This is a genomic window from Nocardioides bigeumensis (assembly GCF_039531755.1).
GTDB lineage: Bacteria > Actinomycetota > Actinomycetes > Propionibacteriales > Nocardioidaceae > Nocardioides > Nocardioides bigeumensis.
Genome location: NZ_BAAAQQ010000013.1, coordinates 978,611 through 1,004,420 on the forward strand (window position 1 = coordinate 978,611; position 25,810 = coordinate 1,004,420).

General features: G+C 72.3%; 19 protein-coding genes. 7 read left to right on the forward strand and 12 right to left on the reverse strand.

All coding sequences use genetic code 11. From position 1 onward, the window contains the following. Positions 1-65 precede the first annotated feature (65 nt). Positions 66-746, forward strand: coding sequence for an EcsC family protein (locus ABD295_RS18925; RefSeq protein ID WP_344305368.1), 681 nt, complete (start codon positions 66-68; stop codon positions 744-746). Here the strand turns inward: ABD295_RS18925 and ABD295_RS18930 are convergent. The 6 genes from ABD295_RS18930 to ABD295_RS18955 are packed head-to-tail and all read right to left on the reverse strand — an operon-like array spanning position 707 to position 8,831. After that, entirely contained in the window at positions 707-1,939 is a 1,233-nt protein-coding gene (locus tag ABD295_RS18930; RefSeq protein WP_344305369.1) for a hypothetical protein, read from the reverse strand. The genes ABD295_RS18925 and ABD295_RS18930 overlap by 40 nt on opposite strands. Beyond that, complete coding sequence (locus tag ABD295_RS18935; RefSeq protein ID WP_344305370.1) at positions 1,936-3,180, reverse strand: hypothetical protein; 1,245 nt, start codon at positions 3,178-3,180, stop codon at positions 1,936-1,938. Before ABD295_RS18935 ends, ABD295_RS18930 begins: the two co-directional genes overlap by 4 nt. Further along, positions 3,177-4,295: a hypothetical protein gene (locus ABD295_RS18940; protein WP_344305371.1), complete on the reverse strand. Its 1,119-nt coding sequence runs from the start codon at positions 4,293-4,295 to the stop codon at positions 3,177-3,179. Before ABD295_RS18940 ends, ABD295_RS18935 begins: the two co-directional genes overlap by 4 nt. A 25-nt stretch (positions 4,296-4,320) precedes the next feature. Next, positions 4,321-5,256, reverse strand: a complete 936-nt coding sequence (locus ABD295_RS18945; protein ID WP_344305372.1) for a hydroxymethylglutaryl-CoA lyase — start codon at positions 5,254-5,256, stop codon at positions 4,321-4,323. Next, positions 5,256-7,229, reverse strand: a complete 1,974-nt coding sequence (locus ABD295_RS18950; protein WP_344305373.1) for an acetyl/propionyl/methylcrotonyl-CoA carboxylase subunit alpha — start codon at positions 7,227-7,229, stop codon at positions 5,256-5,258. Before ABD295_RS18950 ends, ABD295_RS18945 begins: the two co-directional genes overlap by 1 nt. Before the next feature lie 12 nt (positions 7,230-7,241). Further along, positions 7,242-8,831: a carboxyl transferase domain-containing protein gene (locus ABD295_RS18955; protein ID WP_344305374.1), complete on the reverse strand. Its 1,590-nt coding sequence runs from the start codon at positions 8,829-8,831 to the stop codon at positions 7,242-7,244. Between the two features lie 46 nt (positions 8,832-8,877). Between ABD295_RS18955 and ABD295_RS18960 the strand changes: the two genes are divergently transcribed. Genes ABD295_RS18960 through ABD295_RS18970 form a run of 3 tightly spaced genes read left to right on the forward strand, consistent with a single transcriptional unit; the run spans position 8,878 to position 12,119 of the window. Continuing rightward, a complete protein-coding gene (locus ABD295_RS18960) occupies positions 8,878-9,441 on the forward strand; it encodes an SACE_7040 family transcriptional regulator (protein ID WP_344305375.1) in 564 nt (187 codons plus the stop codon). 37 nt (positions 9,442-9,478) lie between these two features. Further along, the gene (locus ABD295_RS18965) at positions 9,479-10,186 is read left to right on the forward strand and encodes a peptidoglycan-binding domain-containing protein (protein ID WP_344305376.1); all 708 of its coding nucleotides are present in this window, start codon (positions 9,479-9,481) and stop codon (positions 10,184-10,186) included. 16 nt (positions 10,187-10,202) lie between these two features. Next, complete coding sequence (locus tag ABD295_RS18970; protein ID WP_344305377.1) at positions 10,203-12,119, forward strand: hypothetical protein; 1,917 nt, start codon at positions 10,203-10,205, stop codon at positions 12,117-12,119. Positions 12,120-12,301: 182 nt separating this feature from the next. Here ABD295_RS18970 and ABD295_RS18975 read toward each other — a convergent pair whose 3' ends face one another. Then, positions 12,302-12,973: an SWIM zinc finger family protein gene (locus tag ABD295_RS18975; protein ID WP_344305378.1), complete on the reverse strand. Its 672-nt coding sequence runs from the start codon at positions 12,971-12,973 to the stop codon at positions 12,302-12,304. Next, entirely contained in the window at positions 12,970-15,756 is a 2,787-nt protein-coding gene (locus ABD295_RS18980) for a DEAD/DEAH box helicase (protein WP_344305379.1), read from the reverse strand. Before ABD295_RS18980 ends, ABD295_RS18975 begins: the two co-directional genes overlap by 4 nt. Before the next feature lie 192 nt (positions 15,757-15,948). Between ABD295_RS18980 and ABD295_RS18985 the strand changes: the two genes are divergently transcribed. Continuing rightward, on the forward strand, positions 15,949-17,439 hold the full coding sequence (locus ABD295_RS18985) for a DHA2 family efflux MFS transporter permease subunit (RefSeq protein ID WP_344305380.1): 1,491 nt from the start codon (positions 15,949-15,951) through the stop codon (positions 17,437-17,439). Between the two features lie 20 nt (positions 17,440-17,459). Here the strand turns inward: ABD295_RS18985 and ABD295_RS18990 are convergent, their stop codons facing one another. After that, entirely contained in the window at positions 17,460-19,631 is a 2,172-nt protein-coding gene (locus ABD295_RS18990) for a RecQ family ATP-dependent DNA helicase (protein ID WP_344305381.1), read from the reverse strand. Between the two features lie 146 nt (positions 19,632-19,777). Between ABD295_RS18990 and ABD295_RS18995 the strand changes: the two genes are divergently transcribed. Both ABD295_RS18995 and ABD295_RS19000 read left to right on the forward strand, forming a co-directional pair. Next, positions 19,778-20,443 carry a hypothetical protein gene (locus tag ABD295_RS18995; RefSeq protein WP_344305382.1) on the forward strand — a complete coding sequence of 222 codons (666 nt, stop codon included), beginning with the start codon at positions 19,778-19,780 and terminating at the stop codon, positions 20,441-20,443. A 158-nt stretch (positions 20,444-20,601) separates the two neighbouring features. After that, complete coding sequence (locus ABD295_RS19000; protein ID WP_344305383.1) at positions 20,602-21,219, forward strand: hypothetical protein; 618 nt, start codon at positions 20,602-20,604, stop codon at positions 21,217-21,219. A gap of 311 nt (positions 21,220-21,530) precedes the next feature. Here the strand turns inward: ABD295_RS19000 and ABD295_RS19005 are convergent, their stop codons facing one another. The 3 genes from ABD295_RS19005 to ABD295_RS19015 form a co-directional block, all read right to left on the reverse strand. After that, positions 21,531-23,480: a M13 family metallopeptidase gene (locus tag ABD295_RS19005; RefSeq protein WP_344305384.1), complete on the reverse strand. Its 1,950-nt coding sequence runs from the start codon at positions 23,478-23,480 to the stop codon at positions 21,531-21,533. 80 nt (positions 23,481-23,560) lie between these two features. Beyond that, a complete protein-coding gene (locus ABD295_RS19010; RefSeq protein WP_344305385.1) occupies positions 23,561-24,547 on the reverse strand; it encodes an NADPH:quinone oxidoreductase family protein in 987 nt (328 codons plus the stop codon). A 21-nt stretch (positions 24,548-24,568) separates the two neighbouring features. After that, entirely contained in the window at positions 24,569-25,789 is a 1,221-nt protein-coding gene (locus ABD295_RS19015) for a M15 family metallopeptidase (protein ID WP_344305386.1), read from the reverse strand. Between the last annotated feature and the right edge of the window lie 21 nt (positions 25,790-25,810).

Below are 25,810 nucleotides of genomic sequence, written 5' to 3' on the forward strand. Positions count from 1 at the left end.
GCTCGACGCTAGCGTCCGAGCAGCGCCCGGCAGGTCCCGTGGTCCGACTCCGTAGGATCGGACCCATGGGTGTGAGGCACACGGTCGGCGCCGCACTGGCTCCTCGGATCAGCGAGATGGCGCCGGGGCTGACCTCGGCGTTCGTGCGCGAGGCGCTGCACCGCGCGATCGTGGGGGTCGGCCCGCTGAGCGGTGCCGTCGAGGGTGCCGAGAAGCAGCTCAAGGAGCAGCGCGGCGACGTCGACCGCGCCGTCCACGAGGTCATCGAGTTCCACGTGCGCCTCGCCGGCGCGCAGGGCTTCCTCACCAACATCGGCGGCCTGGTCACCGCCGCCGTCGCGATCCCGACCAACATCACCGGGCTGGCGCTGATCCAGTGCCGGATGATCGCCGGCATCGCGCACCTGCGCGGGTACGACGTGCACGACGGCCGCGTGCGCAACGCGATCCTCGTCGCCCTCCTCGGTGAGGACGAGATCGAGCAGATGATCAAGAAGAAGAAGCTCCCCGCGCCGCCGATGGCGATGGCGACCGCACCCGCGCACGACACCACGCTCGACCCGCTGATCTCCTCGACGGTCGCGACCAACCTGATCACCAAGGTCGCGGGCAAGCGCCTCGCCACCACCGTGGGGCGGCGGGTGCCGGTCGTCGGCGGCTTCATCGGCCTCGGGGCCGACGGCTTCGGGACGTGGCGGGCCGGCCGCTACGCCGACCGGGAGTTCCGCCCCCGCGCCGCCCGGTAGAGCCGCATGATCCTGCGTCCCGCGCCACTCGTCTCGAGGCCCCGGACCAGCTTGCGCCGGGCGATGAACGTCGGGCGCAGGTAGGCCCGGTCCAGCTCCTCACGCACCTGCTGCACCTCGTCGGCCAGGCGGGCCTCACCGCCGCGGAGCCGGGCGTTCTCGAGCAGCAGCGCCCGGATCGCGTCGACGGCGGCGCCCGCCACCGCACGCTCGGACGGAGTGTCGGGGTTGGTGCGCTTGGGGCCGGGCTCGGGCTCGGCGCCGACGAGGTCGGCGAGGTCGCCGATGACGTCGTACCCCCGCTTCTCGATCTCCTCGACCCACGACTGCTCGAGCTCGTGGACCCAGGGGTACTCGCTGGGTGGGAGCCGAAGCCGGGGTGACTTCTGCCGGCGCGACAGGGTCTGGTGGGCGAGCAGCTCGCGCACGAGGGGCCGGTAGTCGGCGGGGTCGAGGACCGAGTTGGCGGCCCGGTTGATCCGGCGCAGCAGCGCGGTCTCGGGGACGCCGAGCGACGGGTTGGCGCGCTCGGCGGTGAGGTCGAGGTCGATCCCGTCGAGCCCGAACGCAGTGCTGAACCGCTCCCACAGCAGACCCTGCGGCGACCCCTGCGGGGGCACGGTGACGATGTGCACACGATCGCGCGGGAGGTCGCTGCCCCAGCGGTCGAGGATGTCGGGCACCTCCTGCACGCCCCAGAACCACGCGCCGACACGGCTCTTGCGCTCGGGGTCGCGGATGCGCTCGAGGAAGCGCGCGAAGGTCAGCGGGCTGCGGTGCTTGACGTTCTCCTGCCACTCGGCGGGGATCTGGCGGACCAGGTCGCGCACCGACAGCACGACGTGCACCTCGACGCCCTGGTCGGCGCCGAGCGACGTCAGGGCCCGTCCCACCTGCGCCCGGGACGCGGTCGCCAGGATCTCGTGGCTGATGATCGCGGTGCCGGGGCAGGCGCGGACCTTGGCGGCGAGCCGGTCCCAGGCACCCACCGCCTCGGTCTCCAGGCCGCCCCAGGGCAGGCGCATCAGGTCCAGGGCCGCCAGGAAGTGGCCGTCGAAGCGGTCCGCGGGGTAGCACAGGCCGTGCTTGGCGAGGGTCTGGCGGTTGCGGAAGAGCACGTCCTGCAAGTAGGTCGTGCCGGTCTTGGGGGTGCCGACATGGACGATGACCTTGCGCACGCGCGGTCGCGTCATGTCGTCTCCTCCCGTCCCCCGGTGGCTGGCCCGGCTTCTGTGCCAACTTCCGGGCCAACTTCCGGGCCAACTTCCGGGCCCTCTGCTGGGCCTCCGGCAGAGTCTCCCCCAGAGTCTCCCGTCCTGCCGAGCAGGAGGGCGATCGCCACGGCCAGCACGTCGGCGTGGTCGACATGGGCCACGCCGCCAGGAGGGTACGCCGGCAGCAGCGCGTCGAGGCTGCCGACGACGGGATAACCGGCGCGGCGCAGCTTGTGGCGCATCCGGGCCGCTCGCTCCTCGACCCAGTCGCGGTGCTGGTCGGGGACGGTCAGCGGCGGTCCGCCGAAGCCGCGCAGCCGCGGGGCCAGCGTCTGGCGCAGCAGCTCCGCGCGCCGGTCGGGCACCACGAGGAGCCCCAGCACGGCCGCCACCCGACGGGCCAGGTCGACCGCCGGGGCGGAGAGCGGCACCGGCGTGGGCAGCCCCCGGCGTACGCCGGTGAGCCGGCCGACCTGCTGGGCGTCGAGCACGATCGTGACCCGCTCGGACGAGGTCCGCTCGGCCCAGCTGCGGGCCACCCGGGCCAGGTCGATGCGCGCAGCGAGCCGCTGGCGCGCCGCGAGGATGTCGAGCCAGCGCTCCCACGCCGGACCCCCTGTGTCGAGGGCGCGTGCCTCGAAGGCGTCGGCCAGCATGGTGTCGACGGCGCGCCCCACGACGAGGATGCGCGCCCGGGGTCCGCCTGGTGGCCGCCCGCGCGCGACCAGCTCCGCGCGCAGCGGGTCGGCCAGCACGGGGTCGCCGACGAGCCGGTAGTGACGTCGCCAGGGCCGCGGCAGCGGCGGCTCGGTCATGGTGGGTACCCCGGCGGCGACCACGTCGTCGGCGATCACGCTGGTGGCCAGGCGAACGAGCTCGTCGTCGGGCAGCAGCGAGGGGTCAACGGGCTGGGGGCCGAAGTCGGACGGCCGGGCGGCGCCGACGAGCTGCAGGTCGGTACGCCCGCGGCCGGCCGCGCTGGCGTCGAGCACCCGGGCGGCGAGGTCGGCGGGGACGCCGGCGGGCGCGGCCAGGTTGAGCCGCCGGAGCAGCTCGAGCTGCTGGGCGCCGGGGAGATGGCGACCGGCCCCGTCGGCTGCCGTCGACCAGGACGCCCACGGCGTCGTGCCTCCGTCGCGCAGGTGCGCGACCCAGCCCCACGCCCGGGACTCGTGCTCCCTCGTGCGCCCCTCCGTGTGCACGGTCGGGTCCTGCGTCACCGTCGCGACCGAACCCGCTCCACACCGGCGCGCACCCGGCCCAGGCCGGTCTTGTCCGGATCGGGACGCCGGGCCGCCTCCGCCGTCATCGCCGCCAGCGCGTCGACGGCGGCGTTGAACTTGAGCTTGTTGCGGACCCGGACGGGCTGCGCTCCCTCGGCGTCCGGGTCCGGGCGCACGGGACGCAGCTCCTCGACGTCGCCGATGACGTGGAGGCCGCTGGACCCGAGCCACTCGATCCAGCTCGCGGCCTGCTCCTCGGCCCAGTCGTAACGGTCCGGGGGCAGCCGCACCGGGATGCTGTCGCGGCTGGCGAGGTGCTCCTCGGCGAGGACCTTGCGGATCAGCTCGTCGAAGAGGGCCTCCCGCCGCGCCTTTCGACCCATGTGCTGGTTCAGCGCCCGGATGACCTCGGTCTCGGCCGCCCCCATCGACGGGTTGGCGCGTCGGCTCTCGGCCGGCGACCAGGCGGGGTCGATGGCCAGCGCCTCACACATGCGCCGCCACAGCAGGTCCCTCGGCTGACCGGGGTGCGGCACGGTGACCACGTGGATCCGGTCGGCCGGCACCGCGGCGCTCCAGCGCTCCAGCACCGTGGGCAGGTCGAAGGCGCGGAAGAACCAGTTGTGGCCCCGCTCGACACGGCTCAAAAACCTGCGCAGGGTCCACTTTCGGCCCTGCTTGATGCTCTCCTGCCACGCGGCCGGCAGCTGGCGGCCCAGGTCCCGCGAGGAGTAGACGACGTGGAGCTCGCCCCCCTCAGCACCGCCCAGCGCCTCGCCGAGCTCGCCGACGATCCGCTCGATGCGCTCGGGGGGTGCGGGCGCGAAGATCTCGTGGCTGACGACCACCGATCCGGAGGCCCGCCGGACCCGCTTGAGCAGCGTGTCCCAAGCACCCTCGGCGTGCCCCGGTGAGCCACCCCAGTCCTGGTCGAGCACGTCGAGCGCGGCTCGGAAGTGGAAGAGCGCCGGCGAGACGATCGGGGACGACGTCGGGAGGACCACGCCGTGCTTGCGCAGCGACGACGCGTTGCGTGTCAGCCGGTCCTGCACGTAGGTCGTGCCGGTCTTGGGTGCCCCGATGTGGAGGTACACCCGCCGGCCGTCGGTCACGCGGCCAAGTCTGCCGCAAGACTCCTCAGGCGAGCGCGCGGACCACCGCCGACGGGCTCTCGCGCCCGAGCCGCTCGGCCATCCAGACGCTCGAGGCCGCCAGCGAGGCGAGGTCGACGCCGTGCTCGATCCCGAGCCCGTCCAGCATCCACACCAGGTCCTCGGTCGCGAGGTTGCCGGTGGCGCTCTCGGCGTAGGGGCAGCCGCCCAGGCCGCCGGCGCTCGCGTCGTACGTCGTGATGCCGGCCTCGAGCCCGGCCAGCGTGTTGGCGAGCGCCTGGCCGTAGGTGTCATGGAAGTGCAGCGCCAACCGCTCGGCCGGCACGTCTGCGTCGGCGAACGCCGCGACGAGCGCCTTGACCCGGCCGGCGGTGCCGACGCCGATGGTGTCGCCGAGGCTGAGCTGTCCGGCGCCGAGGTCGAGGAGCCGCTTGCCGACGCGGACGACCTGCTCGATCGGGACCTCGCCCTCCCACGGGTCGCCGAAGCACATGGAGACGTAGGCCCGCACGTCCACCCCGGCGGCCAGCGCGCGGGTCACGACGGGCTCGAACATCGCGAACTGCTCGTCGAGGCTGCGGTTGAGGTTGCGCCGGGCGAAGGTCTCGGTGGCGCTGCCGAAGATCGCGACGTGCCGCAGCCCCAGCGCCAGAGCGCGGTCGAGCCCGCGCTCGTTGGGCACCAGCACCGGCAGCGCGACACCGTCGGGGCCGAGCCGGGTCATCAGCTCCTCGGCGTCGGCGAGCTGGGGCACCCACTTCGGGTGCACGAAGGAGGTCGCCTCGACGACCGGGAGCCCGGCGGCGACCAGGCGGCGCACGAACTCCTCCTTGACGTCGACGGGCACGATCGCCTTCTCGTTCTGCAGGCCGTCACGCGGGCCGACCTCGTAGATCGTCACCCGCTCGGGCAGTCCGGGGATGCGCACCGGAGCCGGTTGCCTGCCCGTCGCGCCCGCCATCAGTCGTCCGCCTGCACGGTGAAGAGGACCGCGCCCAGCGCGACCTGGTCGCCGACCGCCGCGCCGACCTGCGTCACGGTGCCGTCGAAGGGCGCGGTCAGCGCCAGCTCCATCTTCATCGCCTCCAGGGTGCCGAGCGGGTCGCCGGTCGTCACGCGCTGCCCTTCGGCGACGCGCACCGCGAGCACGGTGCCGGGCATCGGGGCGAGCATCGTCCCGTCTCCCACGGCGGGTCCGCGGTCGCCCATCACGTCGGGGCGCTCGAAGACGAACCGCTGCCCCTGCCAGGCGACCTCGGCCGTGTGCGGCTGGACGTTGACGACGGCGCTGACCCGGCGCCCGTCGACCAGGAGGGTGAGCACGTGGTCGGCGGCTCCCAGCTCGCGGACGTCGTAGGCCCTGGTCGAGGACGCGGTGCCGGTCGTGACCCGGCCGGCGGACCGGTCGACGACGACCAGCTCGTCCAGCTCGACCCGTTGGGGTGCCGGGGCGGCACCCAGCCGGAACCCGTCGGCCTGGAAGGGATGCCCGCCGTCGGCGAGCGAGGTGATCATCGCCTGCGTCCAGGCGACCAGGATCCTGGGCAGCTCGTCGTCGGGCGGCGACAGCGCCGGGCTGTCGCCCCTGTCGGCCCTGTCGAGCCAGGCCGTGTCGATCTCGTTGTCGCGGAACGCGTCGCTCGTCGCCAGCGCGCGGAGGAAGCCGGTGTTGGTGGTGAGGCCGAGGATGCTGGTCTCGTCGAGGGCGCGGACCAGCGCCTGACGGGCGCTCTCGCGGTCGGGACCATGCACGATCACCTTGCCGAGCATGGGGTCGTAGGACGTCGACACCACCTGGTTCGGCTCGAGGGCGTGGTCGTTGCGCGCGTGTGCCGACCAGCGCACGATCGACGCGGTCCCGGCCTGCGGCAGGAAGCCGCCGAAGGCGTCCTCGGCGTAGATGCGGGCCTCCATCGCGTGCCCGTGGATGCCGAGGTCGTCCTGACCGAACGACAGGGGCTCGCCGGCGGCGACGCGCAGCTGGTGCTCGACAAGGTCGAGACCCCCACAGATCGCCTCGGTCACCGGGTGCTCGACCTGGAGCCGGGTGTTCATCTCCAGGAAGTAGAACTCGCCCGTGCTGTTGTCGACGAGGAACTCGACGGTGCCGGCGTTGGTGTAGCCGACCGCTCGAGCCAGGGCGACCGCGCTCGACGTCAGCCGGTGCCGCAGCTCGGCGTCGACCGTCGGAGCGGGCGCCTCCTCGATGACCTTCTGGTGCCGGCGCTGGGCCGAGCAGTCGCGCTCGTAGAGGTGCACCACCGTGCCGTGGTGGTCGGCGAGCACCTGCACCTCGACGTGCCGGCCGCTCTCGACGTACTTCTCGAGCAGCAGCGTGTCGTCGCCGAACGCCGCCTTGGCCTCGCGGGCCGCGGCGAGCACGGCCTCGGCGTACGTCTCAGGCGTGCGCACGATGCGCATGCCCTTGCCGCCCCCACCGGCCGCGGCCTTCACCAGCACCGGGTAGGGCAGCTCGTAGCTCACGGAGGCTCGCGCGTCGGTCATGGAGTACGACGGCACGACCGGCACCCGGGCGGCGACCGCGATCTCCCGCGCGGCGTCCTTGCGGCCCATCCGCTCCATCACCTCGGCGGTCGGGCCGACGAGCACGAGCCCGGCCTTCTCCACGGCTTCGGCGAAGGCCGCGCGCTCGGACAGGAAGCCGTAGCCGGGGTGGATCGCTTGGGCGCCGCTGTCGACGGCTGCCGCGACGACCGCATCGATGTCGAGGTACGACGGGACCCGCACCGCCTCGTCCGCGGCCCGGGTGTGCGGCGCGGACGCGTCGGCATCGGTGAAGAGGGCGACGGTGCGGACGCCGAGGCGCGCGCAGGTGCGCATCACCCGGAGCGCGATCTCGCCGCGGTTGGCGATCAGGACGGTCTGGAGCCCGCCCGGTTGAGCGACCGAAGGGGGGTTGTAGTTGAGGTTCAAGACGACCGTTCCTTACATCCGGAAGATGCCGTAGGAGGGCTCGGCGACCGGAGCGTTGGCCGTCGCCGCGAGGCCCATGCCGAGCACCCGGCGGGTCTCGGCGGGGTCGATGACGCCGTCGTCCCAGAGCCGCGCGGTGGAGTAGTAGGGCGAGCCCTGGGTCTCGTACTGGTCGCGGATCGGCGCCATCAGCTCCTCGTCGTCCGGCCGGCCGGCGACGGTCGCGAGCACGGAGGCCGCCTGCTCGCCGCCCATCACCGAGATGCGCGCGTTGGGCCACATCCACAGGAAGCGCGGGTCGTAGGCCCGCCCGCACATGCCGTAGTTGCCCGCGCCGAAGGAGCCGCCGATGACGACGGTGAACTTCGGCACGACCGAGCACGCCACCGCGGTGACGAGCTTGGCGCCGTCGCGGGCGATGCCCTTGTTCTCGTACTCCTTGCCGACCATGAAGCCGGTGATGTTCTGCAGGAAGACCAGCGGGATGCCGCGCTGGTTGCACAGCTGCACGAAGTGCGCGCCCTTGAGCGCCGACTCGCTGAAGAGGATGCCGTTGTTGGCGACGATGCCGACCTCGTGGCCCCAGATACGGGCGAACCCGCACACCAGCGTCTCGGCGTACAGCTTCTTGAACTCGTGGAAGCGGCTGCCGTCGACGATCCGGCGGATCACCTCGCGCACGTCGTACGGCGTGCGGGTGTCGGCCGGCACGACGTCGTACAGGCTCTCGGGCGGCTCGTGCGGCTCCTCGACGTCCACGGGTCTCGACTGGGCTCGACCACCGACGGGCGGCAGCGTCTCCACGATCGAGCGCACGATCGCCAGCGCGTGCGCGTCGTCCTCGGCCAGGTGGTCGACGACCCCGGACGTGCGCGCATGCACGTCGCCACCGCCGAGCTCCTCGGCCGTCACGACCTCGCCGGTCGCGGCCTTCACCAGGGGAGGTCCGCCGAGGAAGATCGTGCCCTGGTTGCGCACGATCACGGTCTCGTCGGACATGGCCGGGACGTAGGCACCGCCGGCCGTGCAGGACCCCATCACCGACGCGATCTGCGGGATGCCCTTCGCCGACAGGTTGGCCTGGTTGAAGAAGATCCGGCCGAAGTGCTCGCGGTCGGGGAACACCTCGTCCTGCATCGGCAGGAAGGCCCCGCCCGAGTCGACGAGATAGAGGCAGGGCAGGTGGTTCTCGGCGGCGATGGTCTGCGCACGCAGGTGCTTCTTCACCGTCAGCGGGTAGTAGGTGCCGCCCTTGACCGTCGCGTCGTTGGCGACGACCACGCACTCGCGGCCCGCGACCCGCCCGATGCCGGTGACGATCGAGGCGGACGGCACGGCCCAGTCGTCGCCCCCCTCGAGGGTGGGGTCGCCGTACATGCCGTACGCCGCCAGCGGGCTCAGCTCCAGGAAGGGGCTCCCGGGATCGAGCAGCCGGTCGACGCGGTCGCGGACGAGGAGCTTGCCCCGATCGGTGTGCTTGCGGCGCGCGCTTTCGGAGCCGCCCCTGCGGGCCCGCTCGAGCTTCTCGCGCAGCTCGGCGACCAGCTCGACGAGGCCCTCGCCCTTGACCGGTCCGGTCGTGACACCCGACGTGACACTCATGGACACAAGGTTAACGTTCATTAACCACGGACGCTATCCTTCGACCATGGTAGGCCGCCGCGAGCAGATCCTGTCGACGGCGGCCGAGCTCTTCGCGAGGCGCGGGTTCCACGGCGTCAGCGTCGGCGACATCGGCGCGGCCGTGGGGGTCTCCGGGCCAGCGCTCTACAAGCACTTCGCCTCCAAGGAGGCCATCCTCGCGCAGATGCTGGTGCGCATCAGCGAGGAGCTGCTCGAGGGCGGCCGTCGGCGAGTCGCGGGAGCACCGGACGCCGCCGCAGCGGTCGCCGCCCTGGTCGACTGGCACGTCGACTTCGCGCTCCACAACCGTGCGCTCATCGTCGTGCAGGACCGCGACTGGCAGTCGCTCCCCGACTCCGACCGCGAGCGGGTGCGCGCGCTGCAGCGCGAGTACGTCGACGTGTGGGCCGGCGAGCTGCGGCGCCTGCACCCCGGGCTGCGCAACAAGAGCGGCGCCGAGCGGTCCCGCGCGATGGCGCACGTCGCCTTCGGACTGATCAACTCCACCCCGCACAGCCGGCTGCTCCCGGTCGAGCCGATGCGCGAGCTGCTGACCCGGATGGCGCTCGACGCGCTGGGCGTTCACTGAGCCCGGACGGCCGCGCCGCCCCACGTATCCTGCTTCGGTGACGAGACCGGGGGGACGCAGCATGGCCGTGATGGCCGTGGCGGCGGTCATCGGTCTCTCGGGCGGGGCCGTGACAGCCTTCTTCACCCAGCCGGAGGACCTCCCGGACCCGCTAGGCCTCGGCATCCCGATGGTCAACGTCGGCTGCACCGGCGAGGCGCTGATGATCGTCGGGCGTGGCAACGATGCTCGCGACCTTCGTGACTCGGTCGTCGACTTCGACGCCGAGGGTGCCCGCTACCTCGAGCCGGCGAAGTCCTGCGACACGGCGTACCCGCCCTACGAGGGTGCGCCGGCGACGTACGCCGTCTACCTGTCCGGCTACGCCGACACCGAGGCAGCCTGCACGGTGCGGATGCGCAACGATCACAAGAGCGACATGGTCACCGTGATGAGGGCCGGCAACACCGATGCAGTGATGTGCCCGTGCGAGCTCGATCGGACCTCGCTCCCCGAGATCGGCGGCGAGGGCTTGGACGTGACGACCGAGTCGGCGATGTGGACGTCGGCGTACCAGAACATGCTGATCAGGGCCGGATCCAAGATCCTCAACGACCCCAAGCAGGTGACCGGGCAGTTCGACAAGGTCACGCTCGACGCCACGCGCGCATTTCAAGCCGAGACCTTGCTGCCGCCCCTGGGCAAGGTCACCACCGACACCTGGGTGCAGCTGCGCAGCAAGGCCTGCCGCACCTACAACTACTGACCTCTCGGAGACACTCGTGACCACTTTCCCCAGTCCTCGACGCGTAGCCGTCCTCGCGTCCGGCGCCCTCCTGACCGCGGGCCTGCTGGTGCCGGCACCGGCGCTGGCCGGCGGCCTCACCGCAGCCAGCCCCTTGGCTCCCGCAGGCGGCAGCGTCGTCCTGGCCACCGATGCCGCCGGCAACGCCGCGGCCGCGTGGGTCGCCGGGGGTCAGGTGCAGGTGTCGCGGCGTACGACGGGCGCGCCGGCGTGGACGCCCGCGGCGACCGTCAGCGTGGCCGGTGTCGCGGCGAGCGACCCCGACGTGGCGATCGGTCCCGACGGGACGGTGGCGGTCGCCTGGGTCGGCGCCGCAGGCGGGGTGTCGCCCAACGTCGAGATCGCGATGCAGCCACCTGGAGGTGCCTGGGTCGCCGCCCGACGGGTCTCCGACAACGAGAACTGGACCGACAACGACCCGCAGGTCGAGGTCGGCCCGGCCGGGGTCGCGACCGTCGTGTGGGCGGCCAAGCAGAACGGCACGACCAAGACCGTCGTCCGGTCCAAGACCGCGGGACCCACCACGATCAGCACCCAGGTGCGGCTGAGCGCGGCCGACGTCGACGGCACCTTCTCTGGGCTGTCGCTCGACCAGAACCCCACCGGCGACACGGTCGCGGCGTGGCGGCTGGAGGGCGCCACCGGCTACGTCCAGGCGTCGCGGCGCCTGTCCGGCGGCGCGTGGTCGACGGCACCTGCCCTGGCCTCAGCGACCACCGTCGCCGACGCGACCTCCGTCGCCATCGACACCGCCGGCAACGCCACGGTCGGGTGGGCGGCGGGCGCGACCGAGGCCGCTGCGCTTCCCTACGTCGCCCAGTGGGCGCGCGCAGCCGGCTCGCCGGCTCTGCCCGCCGGACCCGTAAGCGCGACACCCGGACGCCAGGTCCAGGTCGCCCGCTCCGCCACCGGACTGGCAGCGGTGGCGTGGATCGACGGCAGCGGGATGCGGTACGCCGACGGGGTCTCCCCCGCGGTCGTCCTCGCCGGCGGCGTCATCGCGTCCTTCTCGCTCTCGTTGAGCAGCTCCGGTGCCGCCGCGGTGGCCTACACCCCCGCCGGGGGCGGCATCAGCCTCGCCACCCGAGCGGCGGCCGGGTCCGCGTGGTCGACGCTGGCGGTGCCCTCGGCAGCCGGGTCGGTGCCGGTCGTCTCCGCGCACGGGGCCGACGCCACCCTGGTCTGGCCGGAGGGCGGCTCCGGCGCGGTGCAGGCGCAGACCCTCGACAACAGCGCGCCGTACGCCGTCCACCTGACCGCGCCGATGAGCATGCTCAACAAGGGCAAGCTCATCCGCGCCGGCTGGATCGGGGCCGACACGTGGTCGCCGATCACCTACCAGGTCGAGCGCCAGGTCGGGACCTACCGCGCCCCCCTCGGGGGGCCCACCACCTGGGTGACGACCACCGCGATCGGCGGCTCGCTGACCGCGAAGCCCGGCGAGACCGTGTGCCTGCGAGTGCGCGGCACGGACCAGGGCGGCAACGCGAGCGCCTGGTCGGTCCCTCGCTGCGCGAGCGTGGCCGTCGACGACAAGACGCTGAAGCAGAAGAAGCTGAACCACAAGAGCGTCTGGAAGACGGTCAAGAAGGCCAAGGGCTCCTACTCGAAGACCTACACGCAGAGTTCCCGACGGGGCGCCACCCTGGCGCTGCGCGTCAAGGCGCGGCGGATCGCGCTGCTCGTCAGCACCGGGCGCGGCCACGGCTCGGTCAAGGTGTCGCTCGGCAAGGACAAGCTCGGCACCTACTCACTGGCGTCCTCGAAGGGTGCCCAGCAGGTGATCATCCCGGTGACGGTCTTCAGCAGCGCCCGCAAGGGCAGCCTGAAGATCGCCGTCACGACCAACGGCAAGCCGGTCCGGATCGACGGGGTGTACGCCGGCCCGGCCTAGTCGCCGACGTCCCGACGCGGGTCACCGGCCGCTGGCCGCTGGCCGCTGGCCGTCGTCCCGGGCGGCAACTTCCGCGCAATTGTGCGGTTGTTGTCGCGTTCTGCCCTCACGCGCGACAACATCTCAGCAATTGCGCGGGAGTTGCCGCCCCGGGACGCGGGGGTCGGCCGAGACTGGCTTGCCTAGAGCAGGTGGTCGATCGGCGCGCCGGCGGCCAGCAGCTGGAGGGCGCGGCGGGCCCTGAGGGCGGCGTCGTAGGCGATCTCGACGTCGTCGGGGGCCGAGTCCTGCTGGGGGGACGCCGAGCCGCGCGCATGGAGCCTGGCGAGCAGGTCGTCGCGCGGAAGCCCGCGCAGCCCGAGCAGCACGAACGGGTCGGCGTCGACCAGCCAGGCGAGCTGGTAGCCGACCGCGAGCGCGTGCCGGCAGGGGTCGAGCCAGGCGTCACAGGTGCAGCCCCAGGAGAACTCGCCGGAGTACGGCAGCAGCTCGACGCCCACCTCCTCGGCGTGCTCCACCAGGCGCAGCGGGAGGTCGCCGGCCAGCAGGGCCGCGATGCGCCCGGCCTCGGCGGCGACCAGGTCGACCAACGCGTCGAGCGCACGGTCGGGCAGCAGCTCGAGCGACCCGACGACCGCCGGCATCGTTTCCTCGCCGACCACCGTGCAGCCGATCGTCCCCCGGTCGACCGCGATCGGGCCGAGCCGGCCGGAGCGGGCCAGCGTGCGGGCGGCGCGCAGGTCCTCCTCGGCGTACGCCGACTCCTCGACGGCGCGGACCCACGCCTTGCCCCACCAGGTGCTGGCCCGCGCTGCGCCGCGGCGGGCGGCCTGGCGGCGGTGGATGGGACTCACTCGCCGACCTCGTCGGCCTCGTCGGCCTCGTCGGCCTCGTCGGCCTCGTCGGCCTCGTCGGGATCGTCGGGATCGTCGGGCCAGTCGTCCTGCGGGCGCAGGGTGACCAGGTCGCGCAGCTCGGCGTCGCTCAGCTCGGTCAGCGCCGTGAGCCCGCCGTCGGCGGCAAGCACGGAGTCGGCCAGCGCGCGCTTGCGGGTCAGCAGCTGCGCGATGCGCTCCTCGATGGTGCCGCGGGTGATCAGCTTGTGCACCTGGACCGGCCTGGTCTGGCCGATGCGGTAGGCCCGGTCGGTGGCCTGCTCCTCGACGGCGGGGTTCCACCAGCGGTCGACGTGGATGACGTGGTCGGCCCGGGTGAGGTTGAGCCCGGTGCCGCCGGCCTTCAGGGACAGCAGGAAGACGGGGACCTCGCCGGCCTGGAAGCGGGTCACCATCGCCTCGCGCTCGCCCACCGGCGTGCCGCCGTGCAGGAACTGGTGCGACACCCCCGCGCGGGTCAGGTGGGTCTCCAGCAGGCGGGCCATCGCGACGTACTGCGTGAAGACCAGGACGGCGCCGTCCTCGGCCACGACGGTGGAGACCAGCTCGTCGACGGCGTCGAGCTTCTGGGACCGGCCCGCCAGCCGGGGGCTGGCCTGCTTGAGGAACTGCGCCGGGTGGTTGCAGATCTGCTTCAGCCCGGTCAGCAGCGCCAGCACGAGACCACGCCGCTGGTCCTCGTCGGCACGCTCGATGCGCTCCATCGTGTCCTTCACGAAGGCTTCGTAGAGCACCACCTGCTCCCGCGTCAGCCCGAGCACGTGGTCGGTCTCGGTCTTGGGCGGCAGCTCGGGAGCGATGCCGGGGTCGGACTTGCGCCGGCGCAGCAGGAACGGCCCGATCAGCTCGGCGAACTGCCGCGCCTTGGTCGGCTCGAGCCCGGACTCGATCGGACCGGCCCACACCTTGCGGAAGGCGTTGCGGCTGCCGAGCAGCCCGGGCGTGGCCCAGTCGAGGATCGCCCACAGCTCGGTGAGGTCGTTCTCCACCGGCGTACCGGTCAGGGCGACGCGGGCCCGGCTCGGGACCGTGCGCAGCGCGCGGGCCGTCGCCGAGCGCGGGTTCTTGACGTGCTGCGCCTCGTCGGCGACCACGAGGTCCCAGCGCACCTCGCGCAGGGCCTCCGCCATGGGTCCGTCCGAGGCCAGGGTCGACCTGAGGGTCCCGTACGTCGTCAGCACGATGCCGTCGGTCAGGTCGCCGAGGTCGCGGGCGGACCCGTGGAAGCGGCGCACGGGCACGGTCGGGGCGAAGCGGCGCACCTCGGCCTCCCACGTGCCGAGCAGGGACGTCGGGCAGACGACGAGGGTGGGCCCGGTGAGCCCGGCCTCGCGCCGGTGCAGGTGCAGGGCGATCAGGGTGACGGTCTTGCCGAGGCCCATGTCGTCGGCGAGACAGGCACCCAGCCCCAGGCCGGTGAGCTCGGCCAGCCAGGTGAGCCCGTGGCGTTGGTAGTCGCGCAGCGTCGCCTGCAGGCCGGCCGGCGGCGCGACAGGCTCCCTGGTGGCGGCGGTGCGCAGCTGCTCGCGCACCTTCAGCAGCGAGGCGCCGACGATGACCTCGTGGTCGACGTCCTCGACCTCGACGACCCCGGACAGGGCCGCGGCGACCGCCTCGACCGGCCGCACGCTGCGGACCAGACGCTTCTTGGCCCGGCGGGCGACCGCCGGGTCGACCACCGTCCACTGGCCGCGCAGCCGGAGCAGCGGGCCGGTGGCCTGGGTGAGCCTGGTCATCTCCTCGGCCGTCAGCGGCTCGCCATGCAGCGCGACCTGCCACTGGAAGGCGAACAGGGCGCTCGTCCCGAGCAGCCCCTCGACCAGCTCGCCCTCGCGCGCACCGGAGCGCCGGTCGAGGGTCACGGTGGTCGTGAGATCGCGGCCCAGGCTGCGCGGCCACAGGACGTCGACGCCCCGGCGACGCAGCGCCTCGACCCCGTCGTCCAGGAGGCTGACCAGCTCGTCGGTGTCGAGGGTGAGCTGGTCGGGCACCGGTTGCTCGAGCAGCCGGTCGAGGACGGGCCACTCCTCCGCCGCCGCCCGGAGAGCGATGGTCGCGTGCACCCTGGCCCGGTCGCCGAAGCCGTGCTCCGCCGGCGGGCCCGTCCAGAGCACGGCGGCGTCGACGAGGTGGAGCGGGTCCTGCTCGTCCTGCACCTGCAGCACCAATCGGACCGAGCCCGCCACGAGCTCGTCCTCGTCGGCCTCGACGCGCAGGCTGAGGCCGACCAGCTGGGGTGGGTCGGCAGCCCCCTCAGCCGCTCCCCTCGCCGGGGCCAGCCGGCGACGCAGCGCGGGGGCGAGCTGCCGATGGGTGCTCGTGGGCGCGGCCCGCGGCAGCACGTCGGCCACCGCGTCGAGGAGCCGGCCCACCGTCACGCGCGCGGTCGCCGGCTCGAGCCCGCCCGCCACGGCGTCGTCGACGAGGCGCTCCACGGTGGCGGCCGCTTCGTCGTCGAGCTCTCCCGCGCGCCAGTGCGGCCCGCTCGCGCCCTGTTCGGGGCGTACCCGGCCCGCGGCGACCAGGCGCAGCCCGAGCAGGGTGGTCTCGGCGAAGAGACGCATGGACGGGGAGAGGTCGTCGCGCGCCTGCGCGCGAGCCAGGCCGGCGAGCGCGTCGCGGACCGGCAGCGTGACCGTGCGCCGCTCATCGACGACCTGGATCGAGCCCTGCCGCGGCGGGTCGGCGACCAGGAGGCTGGCCGTGCCCGAGGAGGGCAGCGCACCGCGATCGAGTCCCACCCGTCGTCCACCTCCCCGCCGCTCTCGTCCCCTGGCGCACCCTGGCGCACGCCGCGCACGCGTGACCGACTCGACGCTAACGCGGGGCACCGACGAATGGTTCCGATGCCGGATCCGCAAGAACTCCCGACGCCGCGCGCGTGGCCGTTAACGATTGGCCGGACGTCGGTGTCCGTCCCTACCCTTGCGGGTGTGACAACTGAGACCTCCACCGACGCCGGGAAGTCCGGCGAGACCACCACCTCGGCCTCGGGAGACGGGCTGGACCGCGACGTGCTCGTCGTCGCCGGTGTCGTCGTCCTCGGCGCCATCATGTCGATCCTCGACATCACCGTCGTCTCCGTGGCCCTGCAGACCTTCCAGAGCGTGTTCTCGGCGAACCCCGCCGAGGTCGCCTGGACGATGACGGGCTACACGCTGGCGCTCGCGAGCGTCATCCCGCTGACCGGCTGGGCAGCCGACCGGTTCGGCACCAAGCGGCTCTACCTGCTCGCCGTCGTGCTCTTCACCGCCGGCTCCGTGCTCTGCGCGACCGCGACGTCGCTGGAGATGCTGGTCGCGTTCCGGGTCGTCCAAGGACTCGGTGGCGGCATGCTGATGCCGCTGGGCATGACGATCCTGACCCGCGCCGCCGGCCCCGACCGCGTCGGCCGCGTGATGGCCGTGCTCGGCGTCCCGATGCTGCTCGGGCCGATCTTCGGCCCGATCCTCGGCGGCTGGCTCATCGACATCGCCTCGTGGCACTGGATCTTCCTGATCAACCTGCCGATCGGCATCGTCGCGCTGATCTACGCCGCGATGGTGCTGCCGACGGACAACGTCCAGCCGTCCGAGAGCTTCGACTGGCTGGGCATGGTGATGCTCTCGCCGGGTCTGGCGCTGTTCCTCTACGGCGTCTCCTCGATCCCCGAGGCCGGCGGCGTCGGTCACGCCAAGGTGCTGGTGCCCGCCGCAATCGGCCTGGTGCTGATCATCGCCTTCGTGCCGTGGGCGCTGGCCCGCCGCAACATCCACCCGTTGGTCGACCTGCGCCTGTTCGCCAACAAGGACATGACCATCGCCGTCGTCGCGATGATGCTCTTCGCTGTCGCGTTCTTCGGGTCGAGCCTGCTCTTCCCGCAGTACTTCCAGTTCATCCGCGGTGAGGACGCCCTCTCGGCCGGCTGGCTGATCGCGCCCCAGGGCTTCGGAGCGATGATCACGATGCCGATCGCGGGCATGCTCGCCGACCGCATCGGCCCCGGCAAGATCGTCCTCACCGGCATCGGCACGATCGTGGTCGGGATGGCCGCCTTCACCCAGCTCAGCGACACGACGTCCTACGCCGTCATCATCGGCGCGCTGTTCGTCATGGGCCTCGGCATGGGCGGCACGATGATGCCGATCATGTCCGCGGCGCTGGCCACGCTGAAGGACCACAGCATCGCCCGCGGCTCCACACTGATGAACATCACCCAGCAGATCGCGTCGTCCATCGGCTTCGCGCTGTTCTCCGTGCTGCTCACCAACGGCATCCAGGACGCCTCGGCCGCCGCCGGTGGCCCGACCCCGTCGGGTCTCGCCGGAGCCTTCGCCGACTCGTTCCTGGTCGCGGTGATCCTGGTCGCCGTCTGCCTGGTCCCGGCGCTCTTCCTCCCACGTCGCAAGGTCGCGCCGGTCGACCCCGCCGCGATGATGCATTGAGCCGAGTCGGCGGGTGAGCGTCAGCTCTCGACGGCGAGGGTGAGCGGAGAGACCTCGGTGGCGCCGGCCTGGAGCAGCGCGCGGGCGGCGAGGGTGAGGGTCCAGCCGGTGCCGACGAGGTCGTCGACGAGCAGGATCCGCCCGGAGACCGGGGCGTCGAGCGCGAAGCGCCGCGAGACGGCGGCCACCCGCTGGGCGGAGTTCATCGCGCCCTGGCCGGGGCGTACGTCGGGGTCCACGATCGCGAAGTGCGCGACGACCGGGACCCGGAGATAGCGCGAGAGCCCGTCGGCCAGGTCGCCCACCAGGGTCGGGCGGCGGGCCGACTCGATCGACACGATCGCGTCGACCCCGGGACGCCAGTCGGCGAGGACCGACACCATCGCGCGGGCCAGTCCATCGGGGACCGGTCCGTCGACGACGCGGCCGTCGCCGTCCACACGGAAGAGGTCGCGCAGCTGTTGGCCGTAGCCCAGGTCGGTGAGGCGGGCGACGGCCCGGCCCTGCGAGGGACGCTCCGCGATCTTGCCGGTGAGCGACACTCCGAGCGCCGAGAGCGCCTGGGGCCACAGCTTGCGCGGCTCGATGGGCACGCCGGGGCGCGAGAGCCGCTGTGCGGCCGCCGCCACGGAGTCCTCGGACACCTCGGCGCCGAGCGTCAGGCCGCCGCAGTTGTCGCAGCGCCCGCACCGCTCGCCGGCCTCGAGGTCCCAGTTGGCCTCGTCGTCGAGCTGGTCGCGCAGGAACCACATCCGGCAGCTGTCGGTGTCGAGGTAGGCCAGCATCGCGTCCTGCTCGCGCTTGCGCGCGGCCGCGAGGGCGGCGTAGCGCTCCTCGTCGTAGGTCCAGTCGGCGCCGGTGGCCTCCCACCCGCCCTGGACGCGGCGTACGGCGCCATCGACGTCGAGCACCTTGAGCATCTGCTCGAGCCGGGTGCGGTTGAGCTCGACCCGGGCCTCCAGGGCCGGCGTGCTGACGGGCCGGCCGGTCTCGGCCCCGACCTCGGCGAGGGTGGCCAGCGTCTGCCGCACCACCGGCTCGGGAGGAAACGCGAGCGAGGCGAAGTAGGCCCAGATGTCGCGGTCCTCCAGCGCGGGCAGCAGCACGACGCTGGCGCTGGTGCCCGGGGCGATGCCGCGCCCGGCCCGGCCGACCTGCTGGTAGTAGGCCACCGGTGACGCGGGCGCCCCGAGGTTGACCACGAAACCCAGTGCGGCGTCGAAGCCCATGCCGAGCGCGGACGTGGCCACCAGCGCCTTGACCCGCCCGTTGATCAGGTCGTCCTCGAGCGCGAGCCGCTCGGTCGTCTCGGTCTGGCCGGAGTACGCAGCCACGACGTGCCCGCGGCTGCGGAGGTAGTCGGCGACCTCCTGGGTGGCCGCGACGGTCAGGCAGTAGACGATCCCCGAGCCGGGCTGCTCGGCGAGGTGGTCGGCGAGCCAGGCGAGGCGCTGCTCGGCCGTGCGCAGCCGGACGACGCCAAGCTGCAGGGAGTCGCGGTCGAGCGACCCGCGCAGCACGAGCACGTCGGAGCCCAGGCTCTCCAGGCGCGCGCCCGGCTCGCCGCGCGCGACGAGCTGCTCGGCGACGTCGGCGGTCACCCGGGCGTTGGCGGTGGCGGTGGTCGCGAGCACGGGGATGCCTTCGGGCAGCTCGGCCAGGAGGGTGCGCAGCCGTCGGTAGTCCGGCCTGAAGTCGTGCCCCCAGTCGGAGATGCAGTGCGCCTCGTCGACGACCAGCAGCCCCGCCGACGCGGCCAGGCGGGGCAGCACCTCGTCGCGGAAGCCCGGGTTGTTGAGACGCTCCGGAGAGACGAGGAGGACGTCGACCTCGCCGGCTGCGATCGACGCGTGGACCTCTTGCCACTGCTCGTTGTTGGTGGAGTTGATGGTGACCGCCCGGATGCCCGCCCGCTGGGCGGCCGCGATCTGGTTGCGCATCAGCGCGAGCAGCGGCGACACGATCACCGTCGGACCCGCACCTTCCGCCCGCAGCAGCGCGGTGGCGACGAAGTAGACCGCCGACTTGCCCCAGCCGGTCCGCTGCACCACCAGGGCGCGCCGCCGACCGACGACGAGCGCCTCGATCGCCGCCCATTGGTCGTCGCGCAGCCGGGCGTCGTCGCGCCCCACCAGCGCACGGAGGTGCTCCTCGGCGGCTGGCCTCAGGTCGACGATCTGGGTCTGGGTCACCCCTCATCTCTACCAGCGCGTCCCGACACTCGACGCGGTCCTCCACAACGGTGCGAACCAATCCGCCCTGCCGTGCATCAGACTGAGCACCGGACCACGAGTCACCCATCCGTCATGCTCCCGACAGAGACCGAGGACGATCTCCCATGGCCACCCGTATCGCCGGCGTCGTCGCGGCGTCGGCCCTCGCGTGCGCACTGGTGTCGGCGACCTTCGGCACCTCCTACGCCGACGGCTTGCGCGCACCCGCGCAGAGCGTCGACGGCACCTGCTTCGGCGCGACGCCGACGGAGGAGCTCGAGATCGGTGAGGACTTCGTCGGCAGCGACGCGGTCGACGTCGTCATCGGCGGCGACCAGGTGCAGGGCATGGGCGGGAACGACCTGATCTGCGGGGCGACGTACGCCGACGGTGGAGAGGGCGACGACCGGATCGAGGTGCACGGCGTCGACACGGCGCTCGGCGGCCCCGGCGACGACGAGTTCGTCGCGCTCGCCGTGAGCGGCACCGACACCACCGGCGCCCGTCTCATCGGCGGCCCCGGCAACGACGTCTTCTGGGGCAGCACCCTGGCGGAGTCCGTCTTCGGTGGCGGCGGCGTCGACGTGGTCTGGGCCGGCGGTGGCGACGACGTGGTCAAGCTCGGTAGGGGAAACGACCAGGGCTTCGGCCAGATCGGCGACGACCTCTTCAAGGGCGGCGGCGGTGACGACGTGGTCGACGGCGGTCCGGGACTCGACCAGGTGAGGGGCGGAGCGGGCTCGAACCGCTGTCAGAACGTCGAGTCGCCGTCCGCCTGCCCCAACCGCTGAACGGACAAGTCGTTGCCAGGTCGTCCGGAAGTTGAGGATCGACGCACTTCACACCTTGAGGTGTAAGGCGACCCTTCACCTTTTACCCTCGGGCCATAACTTTTTTGACACATCCGGTTTTTACTTAAGCCGGCCTTTTTCCGTGCCAACCTCGGTCCATGACCAGTTATCTACGCCGCATCTCCCCCGTCATGGCGGTGGCCGTCCTGGCCCTCGTCGTCGCGATCTCCTCCTCGGCCACAGCCGCGCTGATGATCTCCGGAAAGCAGATCAAGGACCACAGCATCACCGGCAAGGACCTGAAGAAGAACGCCGTCAAGAGCAAGGCCATCAAGAACAGGACAGTGAAGGGCAAGGACCTGAAGAAGGGCGCCGTCAAGGGCTCGCACGTCGCCGACCACAGCCTCACGGGCGCCGACATCAGGAGCAACTCGATCACCAGCGAGCAGATCGCCGACGGCACTCTCACCTCGTCGGACATCAGCACGACGCTGCTCCAGACGATCAACAGCGGAGCCACCGGCTTCCAGGTCGTCACGGCGCAGTCGACAGGCCCCGTGCCGCTGCTGTCTCGCCGTTCCGTGTCGGCGAGCTGCCCGGCCGGCAAGGTCGCCATCAGCGCGAACTCCTACACCGAGAGCCCGCTGGACGCCCTGCCCGCCTCGCAGATCCAGCGCAACGGCAACAACGGCTTCACCGCCTCGGACGTGAACCCGATCACCGTGCTCGGCGCCGGTCCGCTCATCCTCCAGGTCACCTGCCTCTCGGCAGGCTGACGAACCCGCGATCCCTCGGAGGTCCCGCCGGGCCGACTCCCAGCGGGACCTGAGGGGTCCGATCTCCACGGGTTGTCCCCCCGCAAGGGCCGGGTGCCCCCGCAACCCACCGGCACCGGTGGTCGGGCATCCGGCCCACGACTTGCCCGGACGTCGTCCAACAGGGCGCGCCAGGGCATTCCCCCCGACAGCCGTCCTGCGCGCTCATCCGTCGCTCCGCGGGGTGTTGCGGCGCCGCTGGTCCAGCGGCGGCAGCGCGCAGGGCGGCGCTAACAGCGCGGCGCTAACAGGGCGGCGCTAACAGTTGAGGGCTACCAGATCCTGACCCGCTTGTCAGGGTCGAGCCAGAGGCCGTCGTCCGCAGTGGTCTCGAAGGCGTCGTGGAACTCGTCGAGGTTGCGCACGATGTTGGCGCGGAACTCCGGCGGGGAGTGCGGGTCGATGGTGAGGTACTGCTGCTCCTGCTCCGTACGCCGCTTCGTGCGCCAGACGTAGCTCCAGTTCATGAACAGCCTGCGGCTCTCGTCCTTGCTCGGCCGCCCGCCCTTCGCGATGGCGTACGCCTTGTGCGCGATCGTCAGCCCGCCGAGGTCGCCGATGTTCTCGCCCACGGTGAGCGAGCCGTTGACCTTCTCGCCCGGCAGGTTGCGCGGCTCGAACTCGTCGTACTGCTCGACCAGGGCCTTCGACTTCACCTCGAAGGCCGCCTTGTCGTCGGGAGTCCACCAGTCGTGGAGGTTGCCCGCGCCGTCGTACTGCGCGCCCTGGTCGTCGAAGCCGTGGCCGATCTCGTGACCGATCACCGCCCCGATGCCGCCGTAGTTCTCCGCCTCGTCCGCGTCGGCGTCGAAGAACGGCTTCTGCAGGATGCCGGCCGGGAAGCAGATCTCGTTGGTGCCGGGGTTGTAGTAGGCGTTCACGGTCTGCGGCAGCATCAGCCACTCGTCGCGGTCGACGGGGGCGCCGATCTTGGCGAGCTGACGGTCGGTCTCGAACGCCGCGGCGGCCGCGACGTTGCCGATCAGGTCGTCGCCGCGCACGTGCAGCCCGGAGTAGTCGCGGAACTCGTCGGGGTAGCCGATCTTGGGCCGGAAGGTGTCGAGCTTCTCGTAGGCCCGCTGCTTGGTCTCCTCGGTCATCCAGTCGAGCGCCGCGATCGACTCGCGGTACGCCGTCAGCAGGTTCGCGACCAGCTCGTCCATCAGCGCCTTCGAGCGCGGCGGGAAGTGGCGGGCGACGTACTCGCGCCCGACCGCCTCGCCGATCGCTCCCTCGACGAAGGCCACGCCGCGCTTCCAGCGCGCCCGCAGCTCGGGCGTCCCGTTGAGCGTGCGCCCGTAGAAGTCGAAGTTGGTCTCGACGAACGCGTCGGTGAGGTACGGCGCCGCGGAGCGCAGCACGCGCGACAGCATCCACGGCTTCCAGTCCTCGATGGGCACCTCGGCCAGCACGGTGGACAGGTGTGAGAAGAACGAGGGCTGCATGACGACCGACTCGGCGAGCGTCTTGCCGTCGCCGCCGAGGTTGGTGACGTACGCGGACCAGTCGAACTCCGGAGCGAGGTCACGCAGCTCGTCGAGGGTGAGCAGGTTGTAGGTCTTCTGCACGTCGCGCGTCTCGGAGCGCTCCCAGTGGCCGGCGGCCAGCTTGGTGTCGATGGCCAGCACGGTCGCGGCGGCCGCATCGGCGTCGCCGTCGTAGTCGGCCAGGCGCAGCAGGGCGGCGACGTAGGCGACGTACTTGTCGCGCATCTCGGCGAACTTGTCGTCGCGGTAGTAGGACTCGTCGGGCAGGCCGAGCCCGCCCTGGAAGAGATAGACGAGGTAGCGGTCGGAGTTCTTGCGGTCCATGTTGACGTAGGAGCCGAAGAGCCCGTGGCCGCCGATCCGCTCGAACTCGCCCAGGAACGCGGCCAGGTCGCGGACGTCACGCAGCGCCGCGACCGCGTTGACCAGCGGCTGCACCGGCCGGGTCCCGAGCCGCTCGATGGCGTCGGTGTTCATGAAGGAGTTGAAGAGGGCGGAGATCTTCTCGCGCTCCGTGCTGACCTCACCGGTCGGAGGGTCGCCGGCGAGGTCCTCGATGATGTGGTGCACCTGTTCCTCGGCGGTGTCGGCCAGCTGCACGAACGGACCCCAGCTGGACCGGTCCGACGGGATCTCCACAGTCTCCAGCCAGGTGCCGTTGACATGGCCGAACAGGTCGTCCTGAGGGCGGATGTCGAGGTTCATGCCCTCGCGGGCGTCGTCCAGGATGCTCACGGAGCGACCCTAACGCGGCGCAGTCAAGGCTTTCTGGTCCAGACCGGGAACTGGGTCAGCCCGCGTCGGTCTGCATGTCGTCACGCATCGGTGCCCGGGCCGACGGCCAGCACGACCTTGCCCATCGCGCGCCGGCCGTCGAGGACCTCGAGCGCCTCGGCCGCCCGCTCGTGCGGGTACGTCGCCCCGATCGGCGGGTCCACCACACCGCTGTCCCACCAGGGCAGCACGGCGTCCCACTGCTGCCGGAGGTAGCCCCGCCGGTTCAAGGCGTACGCGCCCCAGCCCACGCCCCTGACGTCGATGTTGTGCAGCAGCAGCCGGTTCACCCGGACCTCGGGGATGCCCTGCCCGGCCGCGAAACCGACCACCAGCAACCGGCCGAGCGGCGCCAGCACCCGGAGCGAGTCGGTGAAGACGTCTCCGCCCACCACGTCCACGACCACGTCGACACCTCGGCCGTCGGCAAGCCCGGCGACGGCGTCCTTGAACCCGTCGAGCAGCACCGTCTCGTCGGCGCCCGCGCCCCGTGCGACCGCGGCCTTCTCGTCGGTCGACACCACCGCGATCGTGCGAGCGCCCATCGCCTTGGCGACCTGGATCGTCGCGGTGCCGACGCCGCCGGCCGCGCCGTGCACCAGGACCGTCTCACCGGCCCGCAGGCCCGCTCGCTCGGCGAGCGCGAACTGCGCGGTGAGGTAGTTCATCGGGAGTGCCGCCGCGACGTCGTACGACATCGCGTCCGGCATCGGGAGCACCGACCCTGCCGGGACCGCGGCCAGCTCGGCCGCGGCGCCGTGGGGCACCACCGCCGCCACCCGGTCGCCCGCCGTCAGGCCGGACCCGTCCGGCGCGACGAGCACGTCCCCCGCGAGGTCGACGCCGATCGTGAAGGGCGGGTCGGGCCGCAGCTGGTAGAGCCCCTTGCTCAGCAGCAGGTCCGGGAACGACAACCCCACCGACCGGACCCGGACCAGCACCTCGCCGGGCCCCGGCTGCGGCTCCGGCACGTCCTGGACCTCGACGCCGGACGGACCGGTGGTGCGGACGACCTGGGCTGCACGCATGCGGTCAGGCTAGAGGGCCGTTCAGCTCGGGCGCACGAGGGCGTTGAGCTCGAAGTGCATCGGGTCGGTCCAGCTCCACCGGCCACCCCAGCCGAATCCCCAACGCTCGAAGATCGCGACGATCCGGCGGTCGATCTCGCCGACGGTGCCGCGCCGGTTGCCCGGCACGTTGAGGTCGAAGGCGAGGCCGAACGCGTGGTTGGACAGCGTGGTGGAGCCGGCGATGAAGCGGGGGTTGTAGCAGCCGGCGTACTCGTCGGGGTGGATCTCGGCGGCCAACCCCTGGCGCTGGATCTCCGTGAGCGCGGCCCGCAGCTGGGGGAAGATCGCCTTGTTGCAGGTCATCTGGCCGAGGATCGGCACTTCTTCGGTGGTGATGTGGCTGCTGACCCACGCCGGGTCCGGCGCGATCCGGCCCCCGTCGAGGACGGTGTAGGTGAAGGTCCCGACCACTGCGCCGACGGAGCCGCCCGTGAGGAGCGCCGTCTGGATCGACGCCGAGGTGTCGAGGCCGAGCTCGGCGGCGATGTCGAGGCGCTGCACGGACACGCCCTTCCCGACGACGTCCTGCACCTCCGGGCGGACCTTCGCGGGGTCGGTCAGGCGCGTGGAGATCAGCACCGCGTTGCCGGGGGTCATGTCGAGCGCCGCACCCCACTTCTCGTTGAGGACGACGTCGACCTGGGGCAGCTGGTCCGCCCGCGTGCCGACGTGCACCTCCGGCGCGTCGGCAGCCGAGCCCAGGCGCAGGTACCCCTCCTCGGTGCGCCTCCACAGCTTCGCCTCGATCGACAGCTCTCCGTCGGCGACGCGGTCCCACACCGTCCGGTCGTCGGCGAGCAGCGTGAAGTTGCGGTACGTCGCAGGGTCGACCGCTGCGACGTTGACGGCCCTGTTCTGGATGGTGACCTGGGCCAGGCTCAGCTGCTCGACCGCCGCGACCCCGTCCAGGTCGGCCAGCCGCTCGAGCGTCTCCGCATCGACGGTCTCCTGCCCGAACACGAGGAGGTCGGCGCTCCAGACCTGGCCCTCGCGGCGACCGGGCCGCTCGACGGCCATCGCCGGGTCGAGCGTGTCGCCGGTCGGCGCGAAGGACCCGCTGGTGGTCGGGACCGGCGACGAGGCCGACGGGGTCGGCTCGGACTCCGGCTGTTCGGGGTCGCGCCCGCAGCCCGCGACGAGGAGGGGCAGCAGCAGGGCCAGCACGAGCGTGCGGCGCGCGGACCCTCCCCCGATCGGCATCCTTCGACCGTACCGGGGGAG

Coding starts and splice junctions, on each gene's coding strand:
- ABD295_RS18925 (WP_344305368.1), top strand. CDS start 66: ATGGGTGTGAGGCACACGGTCGGCGCCGCACTGGCTCCTCGGATCAGC.
- ABD295_RS18930 (WP_344305369.1), bottom strand. CDS start 1,939: ATGACGCGACCGCGCGTGCGCAAGGTCATCGTCCATGTCGGCACCCCC.
- ABD295_RS18945 (WP_344305372.1), bottom strand. CDS start 5,256: ATGGCGGGCGCGACGGGCAGGCAACCGGCTCCGGTGCGCATCCCCGGA.
- ABD295_RS18955 (WP_344305374.1), bottom strand. CDS start 8,831: ATGAGTGTCACGTCGGGTGTCACGACCGGACCGGTCAAGGGCGAGGGC.
- ABD295_RS18960 (WP_344305375.1), top strand. CDS start 8,878: ATGGTAGGCCGCCGCGAGCAGATCCTGTCGACGGCGGCCGAGCTCTTC.
- ABD295_RS18995 (WP_344305382.1), top strand. CDS start 19,778: ATGGCCACCCGTATCGCCGGCGTCGTCGCGGCGTCGGCCCTCGCGTGC.
- ABD295_RS19000 (WP_344305383.1), top strand. CDS start 20,602: ATGACCAGTTATCTACGCCGCATCTCCCCCGTCATGGCGGTGGCCGTC.
- ABD295_RS19010 (WP_344305385.1), bottom strand. CDS start 24,547: ATGCGTGCAGCCCAGGTCGTCCGCACCACCGGTCCGTCCGGCGTCGAG.
- ABD295_RS19015 (WP_344305386.1), bottom strand. CDS start 25,789: ATGCCGATCGGGGGAGGGTCCGCGCGCCGCACGCTCGTGCTGGCCCTG.